The sequence below is a fragment of the Streptomyces sp. NPDC044063 genome, from assembly GCF_056434285.1.
Map to the genome: position 1 here is coordinate 1 of NZ_JBWKFM010000027.1, position 11195 is coordinate 11195.

Here is an 11195-nt window from a genome sequence, read left to right on the forward strand (position 1 = left end):
CCCCCCCCCCCCCCCCCCCCCCCCCCCCCCCCCCCCCCCCCCCCCCCCCCCCCCCCCCCCCCCCCCCCCCCCCCCCCCCCCCCCCCCCCCCCGGTTCCGGCGGGCCGCTACGACTGAGGGCGGGCTACGACGACCGCGCGGCCCCGGCCTCCGCGGTGTCCGCCCCGACGGCCCGCGCGGCATCGTTCGTCGCGGCGTCGCCCGTCGTGGCGTCGTCCTCCGCCGTGGTGTCGGCCGAGCGGGCCGCCGTCCTGGAGGCGCCGCCCGCCGTGCCCCGGCTCTGGGTGAGCGCCGCTCCGGCCAGGACGATCAGCGCGCCGACGGGCGTGTTCCAGGACAGGTCCTCGCCCAGGAGGCTGACGCCCGCCGCGGTCGCGACGACCGGGATGAAGTACGTGGTCATGGTGGCCGTCGTCGGCCCGACCTCGGCCACCAGCGCGTACTGCAGGAGGAAGGCGAGGCCGGTGCCCAGCGCGCCCAGCGCGAGGACGGCCAGCAGCGGCACGACGGGGAAGGAGGTCGGCAGCGGGCTGATCATCGGCGCCACCACGGCGAGCTGGGCGGCGCCCAGCAGCAGCTGGCCGCCGGACATCGACAGGTGCGAGTCGCCGGTGTCCGACAGGGTGCGCCGGACGTAGATCCAGCCCACGGCGTAGCTGAGCGAGGCGATCAGGGCCAGCAGGGTGCCCTTCGGGTCCTGACCGGAGAAGCCCTGCCAGGCGCCGAGCACGGTGAGCACGCCGATGAAGCCGAGGCCCAGCCCGGCGAAGCGGCGCCGGGTCGGCCGGTCCTCGGAGAGGGCCACGAGCGACAGCACCATGCCCCACAGCGGGGTGGTGGCGTTGCAGATGCCGGCCAGCGTGGTGGAGATGGTCAGCTCGGCGTAGGCGAAGAGCGTGAACGGCAGCGCGTTGCACAGGAAGGCCGCGACGGCCAGGTGTGCCCAGGTCCGGCCCCGGCGCGGCAGCCGCCCGCGGGTGACGAGCAGCGTCAGCAGGAGCACCACCGCGCCGAAGAACATCCGGCCGAAGGAGACGTACGCCGGGGCATAGCCGTCGGTTCCGAGCTTGATGAAGAGGAAGCTGAAACCCCAGATGAGGGACAGGACGCCGAAGCGTACGCGCCAGTCGACGGTGGGTCGGGCGGGGGAGGGAGGGGCGGAGGATCCGGATCCGGCGACGCTGCTCATGCCGTCCACCATGCCGGGTCGAACAAGTTAGAACAAGCAAGAATATTTACGGGAGAACGCGTAGCATCGCTTACATGTTGAACCTGGAGCGCCTGCGCACCCTCAGTGCCGTCGCCCGCCACGGCTCCGTCAGCGCCGCGGCCGACGGGCTGCACGTGACCACCTCGGCCGTCTCCCAGCAGCTGGCCAAGCTGGAGCGTGAGACCGGTCAGCGGCTGCTCGCCAAGAACGGCCGCGGAGTGCGCCTGACGGACGCCGGACGGCTGCTCGCCGATCACGCCTCGCGCATCCTCTCCCAGGTGGAGCTCGCCCAGGCCGATCTGGAGGCCCAGCAGGGGCAGGCCGTCGGGGAGCTCCTGCTGGGCGCCTTCCCCACCGCCGCCCGCGGCTTGCTCCCCGCCGCGCTCACCGCGCTGCGCCGCGAGCACCCCCAGATGAGCCCGCGGCTGGAGGAGATGGAGCAGGACGAGGCCGTGCCGCGCGTGGTGCGCGGCGACATCGACCTCGCCGTGGTCCTCGACTGGTACAACAAGCCCCTGCCGGTCCCCGCCGGGCTCGCCAAGGAGCCCCTCCTCGACGACCCCGTCGACGTCGTCGTGCCCGCGGACCACCCGCTCGCCGACCGGGAGCACGTCGCGCTGGAGGACTTCGCGGACGACGAGTGGATCTCCTGGCCCAAGGGCGAGTTCTGCCACGACTGGCTGCTGCTCACCCTGCGCGGCAGGGGCGTCGAGCCCCGCATCTCGCACATGGCCGAGGAGCACCACACCCAGCTCGCCCTCGTCGCCGCCGGCCTGGGCGTCGCCGTCGCGCCGCGGCTCGGCCGGGGGCCGGTGCCGGAGGAGGTGCGCGTGGTGCCCGTACGGCACACGATCTGCCGCCATGTGTTCGCGATCTGGCGCACCGACGCGGGCCGGAGGCCCTCGATCCGGGCCGCCGTCGCCGCGCTGCGGGAATCCGGAGCCGCCGTGGCCCGCCGCGACGGCGCCGCCGTCACCGGCTAGGGGACCGGTCCCGTCGGGCCGGCGGGGGAGGGCGGTGCCGGGAGCTTGCGGAAGTCCCAGGAGGCGACGGCGTCCGGCACCAGCCGGAGCCAGGCGTGGCGGCCGTCGTGCGGAAGGGTGGTTCCGCCGAAGTACTTGGCGGCGAAGAGCCGCTCCGCCTCCTCGGCCTCCGGGCACGGCGCCCCCGAGCGCGGTGCCTCGCCGACCCGGGTCACCGTGCCGGACAGCTCGGCCCCGCGCAGCTCCCCGTACGCGTGGCCGTCGTCGACCACCACCGCCGCGCGCGGGTCGCGCCGCAGGTCGGCCCACCGCCGGCTGCGGACGAGGGAGTACAACCACAGGGCCCGGCCGTCCCACGCGAACCACAGCGCGCCGACGTGCGGGCGGCCGCCCGGGCCGGCCGTGGCCACCCGGCAGACGCGCTGCCCGGCGAGGAACGCGTCCAGCTCGGCGGGCGTCATCATGATCCGGCGGCCCCGCCGCTGTGTGCCCGTCATCGCGCACCCCGCTTCCCGTGTGCCCTGGCGCCATTCCTGACGGAACGTCAGAAGAATGGCTCCTCTTCCCCCGCCGCGCAATGCCCGTTACGCTCGCGCGCACCATGGCGCCGCAGGAACCGCCCGCCGGCGAGAGCGACCCGGCGACCACCGTGCTGCTGACCGTCGAGTGCCAGAGCGGCGTCGTCGGTCCCGACAGCGCCATGCCCGAGCTGGCGGCCGTCGCCCGCGCCTCGGGCGCCCTCGTCAACGTCGCCCGGCTCGTCGCCGGGGCACACCGGGCCGGCGTCCAGGTCGTGCACGCGATCGCCGAGCGCCGCCCCGACGGCCGCGGCGCCGGGCGCAACGCGCCGCTCCTGCGCGCCGTCGAACGGCTGCCCGTCCAGCAGCTGACCGGCAGCCTGGCCGTCCGGGTCGCCGACCCGATCCCGGTCGGGGACGGCGACCTGGTCGTACGGCGGCTGCACGGGCTCTCCCCGCTGGCCGGCACCGGCCTGGACGCCCTGCTGCGCAACCTCGGCTGCCGCACCCTGGTCGTCACCGGCGTCTCGGCCAACGTCGCGGTCCCCAACGCCGTCTTCGACGCCGTGAACCTCGGCTACACCGCCGTCGTCCCCTCCGACGCCATCGCCGGGGTGCCCGCCGACTACACGGCGGCGCTGGTCCGCCACACCCTCGCGCTGGTGGCCGCGGTCACCACCACCGACGCCCTGCTCCGCACATGGCGGCAGCGGCGGCCGCGCGGCTGAACCCGCCGCCGGCCGCCGCCCAGCCCATCGAGAGCCACGTCCCGTCCTACCGGGGAGGGCCCGGGGCCGGCCTCAGTCCAGGGTCAGCGAGTCGCCCTTCACCTTCACCTGCCGCGCGGGCAGCGGCGCGCGCGCCGGGCCGCCGCGCACGCTGCCGTCGGTGACCGAGAACCTGCTGCCGTGGCAGGGGCAGTTGATGGTCCCGTCCGCGACGTCCTTCACCAGGCAGCCCTGGTGGGTGCAGACCGCGGAGAACGCCGTGAACCGGCCCTTCGCCGGCTGGGTGACCACCACCTTGCGGTCCGGGAAGACCTTCCCGCCGCCCACGGGGATGTCCGACGTCTTCGCCAGGGCCGCGCCGGCCCCGCCCGGCGCCGCCTGCCCGGTGGCCTGCCCGGGCTGCCCGGGGGCCGTGGAGCCCTGACCGGACGTCCCGGGCGGCTCCGTCCGTTCCGGGGTCTTCTCCTGGCCGTCCGAACCGCCGCAGGCGGCGAGCAGAGCGGCCAGGCCGGTCACCCCGGCCGTCGCGACGACCGTGCGGCGGGCCGGTCCGGAGGGTGCCGATGCGGATTGCGTCATGATCGATCCTTTGCTGTGTCCGGTGGGGCAGCTGGGTCGAGGACTCATACGGACCGGAGGGCCCCGGCGTTCAGGGGCCGGGCGACCCGCCGAGCAACCCGGTACGAATGCTCCCCCACGGCACGGCCCCCCGCCATGTGGCACCCCTGTGCGAGGGCGGACGTTCCCCCGGCGCGGACGGCTCTTTCAGCGCTCCGTCTCCCCGGCTCTTTCAGCGCTCCACGGCGATCGCCGTCAGCACCAGCCCGTTCCCGGCGGCCCAGCGGCCCGAGAAGCCGGTCAGCGGCCTGCCCCGCAGGTCCGGTGCGGGCACCAGCACACGGGCCGTGAAGGTGCCGTCCGGAAGGATGGCGACCGAGGCCTCGTGGAAGTCCAGGAGCCGCCGGCCCACCGGGAACCACGCCTTGTACACGGACTCCTTGGCGCTGAACAGCAACCGGTCCCAGGCCGGGCCCCCGGAGGGCAGGGCGGCCAGCGCGGTGAGGTCCTCGGGGCGGGCGATGCTCGCCAGCAGACCGTCCGGAAGGGGTTCGTCCGGCTCCGCGTCGATGCCGAGCGCGGCCACCTCGTCGGCCCGGGCCACAACGGCGGCGCGGTAGCCCGGACAGTGCGTCATGCTGCCCACGACACCCTCCGGCCAGCGGGGCGCACCCCGTTCTCCCGGCAGGAGCGGCGCCGGCGGGTGTCCGAGCTTCGCCAGCGCGTCCCGCGCGCACGCGCGGACCGTGGTGAACTCGGCACGCCGCTTGGCGACGGCCCGGGCGATCACGGCCTCCTCCTCCGGGAACAGCGGGGTGTCGAGCCGATCGGTGAAGCTGTGGACGTACACCGCGCCCGGCGGCAGCAGGCTCTCGATCGTCATCCGGCCAGCATAATTCGGTGCCCTCCGGGCACTTGAACGGGTCGGGTTCCGTAGGTCAGTTAGATGATCCAACAAGAAAAGACCTCATGGGAGCCATAAGGCCAGCACGCGTGTTCGGCGGCCTAGACTGCGCCGGTATGAAGGCTCTCGTACTGTCCGGCGGGGCCGGAACCCGCCTGCGGCCCATCACCCACACCTACGCCAAGCAGCTCGTCCCCGTGGCCAACAAACCCGTTCTCTTCTACGGGTTGGAGGCCATCGCGGAGGCCGGTATCACCGAGGTCGGCATCGTCGTCGGTGACACGGCCCCCGAGATCCAGCGGGCGGTCGGCGACGGCTCCGCCTTCGGCCTCGACATCACCTACATCCGGCAGTCCGCACCCCTCGGCCTCGCCCATGCCGTCCTGATCGCACGGGAGTTCCTCGGCGACGAGGACTTCGTCATGTATCTCGGTGACAACTTCATCGTCGGCGGCATCGCGGATCTCGTGGACGAGTTCCGGGACAACCGCCCCGACGCGCAGATCCTGCTCACCAAGGTGGCCGACCCCTCCGCCTTCGGCGTCGCCGAACTCGACATCTCGGGAAAGGTGGTGGCCCTGGAGGAGAAGCCGGCCGCCCCGCGCAGCGACCTGGCCCTGGTCGGCGTCTTCCTGTTCACCCCGGCCGTGCACGAGGCCGTACGGGGGATCGAGCGGTCCGCGCGCGGCGAGTTGGAGATCACCGACGCCTTGCAGTGGCTCATCGACCACGGACGTGACGTCCGTTCCACGACCATCTCCGGTTACTGGAAGGACACCGGGAACGTCATCGACATGCTGGAGGTCAACCGCGCCGTCCTGGAAGGCGTCGAGGGCCGCGTCGACGGCTCGGTCGACGGGACCAGCGAGGTCATCGGCCAGGTCATGATCGAGGCCGGCGCCGAGATCCGGGGATCGCGGATCGTGGGGCCGGCCGTGATCGGCGCGAACACGGTGATCGTCGATTCCTACGTCGGCCCGTCCACCTCGATCGCGTCGGACTGCCGGATCGAGGCCAGCGAAATAGAGTTCTCCATCGTCCTGGCCGGGGCCACGATCCAGGGGGTCCGCCGCATCGAGAGCTCGCTGATCGGGCGGGACGTCGAGGTGACCCCCGCCACCGGGGTACCGGCGGCCCACCGGCTGGTGCTCGGGGACCACAGCAAGGTGCGGATCTCGTCATGACCACCACCAGGATCCTCGTCACCGGCGGTGCCGGCTTCATCGGCTCCCACTACGTCCGCACCCTGCTCGGCCCGCACGGACCGGCCGGGGTACGGGTCACCGTGCTCGACAAGCTGACCTACGCCGGCAACCCGGCCAATCTCGACCCGGTACGCGAACACCCCGGTTTCTCCTTCGTCCAGGGGGACGTCCGCGACGCCGCGACCGTGGACCGGCTGGTCGCCGAGCACGACCAGATCGTGCACTTCGCCGCGGAGTCGCACGTGGACCGATCGATCCTGGGCGCCGCCGAGTTCGTCCGGACCAACGTCGGCGGGACGCAGGTGCTGCTCGACGCGGCGCTGCGCCATCACGCCGGCGGCCGGGGCGTCTTCGTCCACATCTCCACGGACGAGGTGTACGGCTCCATCCCGCACGGGTCCTGGCCGGAGACGCACCCGCTGTCCCCCAACTCGCCCTACGCGGCCTCGAAGGCGGCCGCCGACCTGATCGCCCTCTCGTACCACCGCACCCACGGACTCGACGTCCGGGTGACCCGCTGTTCGAACAACTACGGCCACCACCATTTCCCCGAGAAGCTGATCCCGCTGTTCATCACCCGGCTGATGCGGGGCCGCACGGTCCCGCTGTACGGGGACGGGCTCAACGTCCGCGACTGGCTGCACATCGACGACCACGTCCAGGGCATCGAACTGGTCCGCACCAAGGGCCGTCCCGGCGAGGTCTACAACATCGGCGGCGGCACCGAACTCACCAACAAGGAGCTGACCTCCTTGCTGCTGGAGGCGTGCGGGGCCGGCTGGGAGTCGGTGGAGTACGTGGCCGACCGCAAGGGCCACGACCGCCGTTACTCGGTGGACTGCGCCAAGATCACCCGGGAACTGGGCTACCGGCCGCGCAAGGACTTCGCCACCGGGCTCGCCGAGACGGTCTCCTGGTACCGCGAGAACCAGCACTGGTGGGAGCCGCTGGAGCGGCGCGCCGAGCTGGGAGCGGGAGCCCGGTAGCCGCCCCGGCACCCGGTCGCCGGGTGCTACGGGACCGCCCCGGCGGCCGGCGGTGAGGCCGGTTGCCGGGGCGGCACGGTGGAGGCGCGGAGGGTTGCCCGGGTCCGGGGCGGCTACTCCTCGGGGACGCCGGCGACGCCCGGCGGCAGGAACCGCCGGCCGGTCACCCGCTCCGACACGCCGGCCCGGTCGAGGTACGGAGTGATCCCGCCGAGCCAGAACGGCCAGCCGACGCCCAGGATCAGGCACAGGTCGACGTCCTGCGGTTCGGCCACCACACCCTCGTCCAGCATCCGCCGGATCTCGTCGGCGAGCGCCGCCGACGTACGGTCCAGCAGCCCGGCCCCGGTGGACGGCGACGAACCGGCCCGCCACAGCGCCGCGACCTCGGGGTCGAGGGTCCTGGTGCCCTCGGCGTCCCGGAGCCACACGGAGGTCTTTCCCGCTTCGGCGAGCCGCCGCAGGTTCCCGCTCACGGTGAACCGGTCGGGGAACGCCGTGTGCAGGGTCTCGGCGACGCGCAGGACGACCGCGGGGCCGACGAGCCCCAGCAGGTCCAGCGGCGCCATCGGCAGCCCCAGCGGGTCGAACGCCCGGTCCGCCACTTCGAACGGCGTCCCCTCGTCCAGGGCCGCGACGACCTCGCCCAGGAACCGGGCGAGCACCCGGTCGACCACGAACGCGGGCGTATCCGCCACCAGTACGCAGGTCTTCCCCAGGCCCTTGCCCAGCGCGAACGCCGTCGCCAGCGTGGCGTCGTCGGTCCCGTCGGCGCGTACGACCTCCAACAGGGGCATGGCGGCGATCGGGTGGGCGAAGTGGAGGCCCACCACCCGCTCCGGGTGCCGCAGTTCGCCAGCCGCATCCGCGACCGATACGGAGGACGCGGCGGTCGCCAGAACGCATCCGGTCGACACGTACTCCTCGATCTCCGCGAACCCCCGCCGCTTCTCCGGCAGATCGCCGTCCGGGGCCTCGACGACGACGTCGGCCCCCCGGAGCACCTCCCGGCCCGGCGAGCCGGACACCAGGGCCTTGACGCGGTCAGCCGCGTCCCGCGACAGCTGCCCGCCGCCGAGCAGCGCGTCGACCTCGGTGCGCACCCGGGCCACGCCGTCGTCCACGCGTGCCCGGTCGGTGTCGGCCAGCACGACCGGGACGTCCAGCTGCCGTGCGAACAGCAGGGCCAGCCGCGAGGCCTCGGGACCCGTACCGAGGATCCCGACGCTGTTCACGGGACGCGCCAGTGACGCGTCGGGTACGCCCGGCTGCTGGGTCGCGCGCCACTGCACCAGGCTGAACGCGTACAGACTGGCCCGCGACTCGTCGCCCATCAGGACCTCGGCCATGGCCTCGGACTCGGCCGGGTAGCCGCGGTCCAGGTCGTTGTGGCGGGCGAAGTCCAGCAGCTCCACGGCCCGCAGCGGTCCCGGCGACGCGCCGTGGGTCCTGGCGTCGACGAGGGCGCGCGCCCGTGCGATCGCCGCGTCCCAGCCCGCGCCGCGGTCGAGTTCGGGGCGGGACACCGCGATCTCACCGTTGACCACACCGGCGAGCCAGCGCAGTGACGCGTCGAGGTAGTCGGCCGGGTCCAGCAGCACGTCCGCGATGCCCAGCTCGACGGCCTCCGCGGCCTGGAGCATCTTGTTGTCGAACGCGTTCTCGATGATCACGGTGACCGCGCGGTCCGGACCGATCAGGTTCGGCAGCAGCTGCGTGCCGCCCCAGCCCTGGAACAGGCCGAGGGCGCACTCCGGGAAGCCGATCGCGGGGACGTCCGCCGCCACCGTCCGGTACTGGCACGACAGGGCGAGTTCCAGTCCGCCGCCGATCGCCACCCCGTTGACGAACGCGAACGTCGGGATCGCGGAGTCGGTGAAGCGGCGGAACGCGTCGTGGCCGAGCTTGCCGACGGCCAGCGTGGTCTCGCGGTCCATACCGACGGCGGCCAGGTCGGCGCCGACGGAGAAGCAGAAGGGCTTGCCGGTCACGGCGATCGCCGCCGGGTCTGCGGCCAGCGCCGCGTCGAAGGCGGCGTCGATGCCGATGATCCCCTCGCGGCCGAAGGTGTTCGGCTTGGTGGGGTCGAGCCCGTTGTCCAGGGTGATCAGCGCGACCGGCTTCGCCAGCCCGGGCACCGGGACCACCCGGGTGGTCGCGCGGGTCACGACTTCGTCTCTCACTTGCCCCTCCAGTGTGGGTTCTGCCTGATCATGGTGGATCCCCGGACGGCCGGCTCTGTCGCCGGCCGCCTCACCAGGCGATCGGGAGGGAGAGCGGCCCCTGGATCGTGTCGCCCGGTGCGAACGGGATCTCGTCGATCGGGGCGGCCAGACGCAGGCCGGGCAGGCGGGTGAACAGGGCCCGCAGCGCGATCTCCATCTCGACGCGCGCGAGATTGTGACCGAGGCAGAGGTGGATGCCGTGGCCGAACGTGAGGTGGTGGCGCGCCGAGCGCGTCAGGTCCAGCTCGTCGGGGACCGGGTAGACGGACGGGTCCCGGTTGATCAGCGAGGTCGCGAAGAACACCGCGTCGTCGGGGCGGATGACCACCCCGCCGATCTCTATCTCCTTGGTGGCCACCCGGGCCAGCCCCTCCACGATGGAGAGGAACCGCAGGAGCTCGTTGACGGCGTTCGGGAACAGCGTGTCGTCGGCCCGCAGCGCGGCGAGCTGCTCGGGGTGCTCCAGCAGCGTCAGGGTGCTCAGAGTGATCATGCTGGCGGTCGACTCGTGACCGGCGACGAGCATGAAGATCGCCAGGCTGACCGCGTCCTGGCGTTCCAGCTCGCCCGCCCGCACATGGGCGACCAGGGTGTCCAGCAGGTCGTCGCCCGGCTCGCTCTCCTTGCGGGCGATCAGCTCTCCCATGTAGCCCATGAGCCGGACGGCGGCACCCGCGGCCTCCTCGCCCGTCGTGGCGCGCAGCAGGAGCGAGGACTGCTCCTCGAAGAAGTCGCGGTCGGAGTACGGCACGCCGAGCAGCGCGCAGATGACGCTCGACGACAGCGGCAGCGCGAACTGCGCGACCAGGTCGGCGGTCGGGCCCTTCTCGACCATGGCGTCCAGCAGTTCGTCCACGAGCCGCTGGATCCGCGGGCGCAGGTCGGCGACGCGCTGGTTGGTGAACCTCGGCATCAGCATGCGGCGCTGGGCGTGCTGCTCAGGACCGTCGGCGCCGAGCAGCGGGGTGCGGCGCTGTTCGAGGGGGATGGCCGCGAAGCGCGGCGAGGTCACCGGGAAGGCGGGGTTCTCGCGGACCGACGACAGTCGCTCGTCGGTGAGCAGCTGCCGTGCCTCGGCGTGGCCCGTCACGATCCACGCCTCGCGCCCGTCGTAGAGCTTGACGCGGGTGATCGGCCCCTCTTCGCGTAACGGCTGGTAACCGGTGGGCGGGTGGTAGGGGCAGGAACGAGCCTGCGGGAAGGAAACGGCTTCTGTCACGTCTGAACCCCTTGGCGAATGTCGGTCCGGCAACAACCGGCCACGAACTGGATCATCCCGGTGAGCCCCTGGCGGGTCAACCGTCGTCGCTCGTACGCGGGTTCATGGCGGGGCCGGGCCGGCCGGTGCGCCGCCGCGGGCAACTGCCGCGACCTGCGACGACGCGTCTTTCGGTCGTCAACGGCGCCCAACTCGCGCTCATGGGAAACGCCGTTCGCATCAATAACGATCATGCATATTCAACTGCCTTGACGCTCAAGTCTTGTGGGGTAGCGTGTGTCCGAACGAACATACGCATCGTGGGTTGGGGGAGGCGATGAGAGCATGTCCGGAAACGGCCACGGCACGTCCGGCGGATCCCCGGCCCCGCCGATGAGTTCGTTCGCGGTACACGTGCCGTTCGTTGTCGTGCAAGGATCCCGCTCGCCCTTCGGTGCCACCGTGAACGCCACGCGGCTTCGAAGAGGATCACGCTGAGAGCGTGATCCGGCGGATGCCGGTGGGCGACGGAGCCCACGCGGCAGGTGGTGGTGCCGCCGTCCCGATCCGCTGTCGGACCACACATGAAGTTCGAAGTTGAAGTCCTTTCCTGATCGCCGCCCCCTCTCGGTTGTGGCCTGTCGCGATCGGGAAGCCGGGGTTTGAAAGAGGGCTTTTCT

At 72.7% G+C, this 11195-nt stretch carries 10 protein-coding genes; 4 read left to right on the forward strand and 6 right to left on the reverse strand.

All coding sequences use genetic code 11. From position 1 onward, the window contains the following. Positions 1-124: 124 nt before the first annotated feature. A complete protein-coding gene (locus AC07BS_RS27525; protein ID WP_478934822.1) occupies positions 125-1189 on the reverse strand; it encodes a DMT family transporter in 1065 nt (354 codons plus the stop codon). 74 nt (positions 1190-1263) lie between these two features. Here AC07BS_RS27525 and AC07BS_RS27530 point away from each other — a divergent pair, with 74 nt between their 5' ends. Continuing rightward, on the forward strand, positions 1264-2193 hold the full coding sequence (locus AC07BS_RS27530; RefSeq protein WP_478647660.1) for a LysR family transcriptional regulator: 930 nt from the start codon (positions 1264-1266) through the stop codon (positions 2191-2193). Here AC07BS_RS27530 and AC07BS_RS27535 read toward each other — a convergent pair. Continuing rightward, entirely contained in the window at positions 2190-2690 is a 501-nt protein-coding gene (locus tag AC07BS_RS27535; RefSeq protein ID WP_478934823.1) for a pyridoxamine 5'-phosphate oxidase family protein, read from the reverse strand. The genes AC07BS_RS27530 and AC07BS_RS27535 overlap by 4 nt on opposite strands. 104 nt (positions 2691-2794) lie before the next feature. Here AC07BS_RS27535 and AC07BS_RS27540 point away from each other — a divergent pair, with 104 nt between their 5' ends. Further along, positions 2795-3439 carry a cysteine hydrolase family protein gene (locus AC07BS_RS27540; RefSeq protein ID WP_478647656.1) on the forward strand — a complete coding sequence of 215 codons (645 nt, stop codon included), beginning with the start codon at positions 2795-2797 and terminating at the stop codon, positions 3437-3439. A 72-nt stretch (positions 3440-3511) separates the two neighbouring features. On the opposite strand, the gene AC07BS_RS27545 is transcribed toward AC07BS_RS27540, so the two are convergent. Both AC07BS_RS27545 and AC07BS_RS27550 read right to left on the reverse strand, forming a co-directional pair. Continuing rightward, positions 3512-4018, reverse strand: a complete 507-nt coding sequence (locus AC07BS_RS27545) for a Rieske (2Fe-2S) protein (RefSeq protein ID WP_478934824.1) — start codon at positions 4016-4018, stop codon at positions 3512-3514. Between the two features lie 211 nt (positions 4019-4229). Further along, positions 4230-4880, reverse strand: a complete 651-nt coding sequence (locus tag AC07BS_RS27550; protein WP_478647652.1) for a 4'-phosphopantetheinyl transferase family protein — start codon at positions 4878-4880, stop codon at positions 4230-4232. Positions 4881-5017: 137 nt separating this feature from the next. Here AC07BS_RS27550 and AC07BS_RS27555 point away from each other — a divergent pair, with 137 nt between their 5' ends. Continuing rightward, entirely contained in the window at positions 5018-6085 is a 1068-nt protein-coding gene (locus tag AC07BS_RS27555) for a glucose-1-phosphate thymidylyltransferase (protein ID WP_478934825.1), read from the forward strand. After that, positions 6082-7092 carry a dTDP-glucose 4,6-dehydratase gene (gene rfbB / locus AC07BS_RS27560; protein ID WP_478934826.1) on the forward strand — a complete coding sequence of 337 codons (1011 nt, stop codon included), beginning with the start codon at positions 6082-6084 and terminating at the stop codon, positions 7090-7092. Before AC07BS_RS27555 ends, rfbB begins: the two co-directional genes overlap by 4 nt. Positions 7093-7205: 113 nt before the next feature. On the opposite strand, the gene AC07BS_RS27565 is transcribed toward rfbB, so the two are convergent. Both AC07BS_RS27565 and AC07BS_RS27570 read right to left on the reverse strand, forming a co-directional pair. Beyond that, complete coding sequence (locus AC07BS_RS27565) at positions 7206-9275, reverse strand: 3-hydroxyacyl-CoA dehydrogenase NAD-binding domain-containing protein (RefSeq protein WP_478934827.1); 2070 nt, start codon at positions 9273-9275, stop codon at positions 7206-7208. 70 nt (positions 9276-9345) lie between these two features. Then, positions 9346-10536 carry a cytochrome P450 gene (locus AC07BS_RS27570; RefSeq protein ID WP_478647646.1) on the reverse strand — a complete coding sequence of 397 codons (1191 nt, stop codon included), beginning with the start codon at positions 10534-10536 and terminating at the stop codon, positions 9346-9348. Positions 10537-11195: the final 659 nt, after the last annotated feature.

Bases quoted from the DNA above. Each gene is read 5' to 3' on its own strand.
- AC07BS_RS27525 (WP_478934822.1), bottom strand. From the start codon at position 1,189: ATGAGCAGCGTCGCCGGATCCGGATCCTCCGCCCCTCCCTCCCCCGCC.
- AC07BS_RS27530 (WP_478647660.1), top strand. From the start codon at position 1,264: ATGTTGAACCTGGAGCGCCTGCGCACCCTCAGTGCCGTCGCCCGCCAC.
- AC07BS_RS27535 (WP_478934823.1), bottom strand. From the start codon at position 2,690: ATGACGGGCACACAGCGGCGGGGCCGCCGGATCATGATGACGCCCGCC.
- AC07BS_RS27540 (WP_478647656.1), top strand. From the start codon at position 2,795: ATGGCGCCGCAGGAACCGCCCGCCGGCGAGAGCGACCCGGCGACCACC.
- AC07BS_RS27545 (WP_478934824.1), bottom strand. From the start codon at position 4,018: ATGACGCAATCCGCATCGGCACCCTCCGGACCGGCCCGCCGCACGGTC.
- AC07BS_RS27550 (WP_478647652.1), bottom strand. From the start codon at position 4,880: ATGACGATCGAGAGCCTGCTGCCGCCGGGCGCGGTGTACGTCCACAGC.
- AC07BS_RS27555 (WP_478934825.1), top strand. From the start codon at position 5,018: ATGAAGGCTCTCGTACTGTCCGGCGGGGCCGGAACCCGCCTGCGGCCC.
- rfbB (WP_478934826.1), top strand. From the start codon at position 6,082: ATGACCACCACCAGGATCCTCGTCACCGGCGGTGCCGGCTTCATCGGC.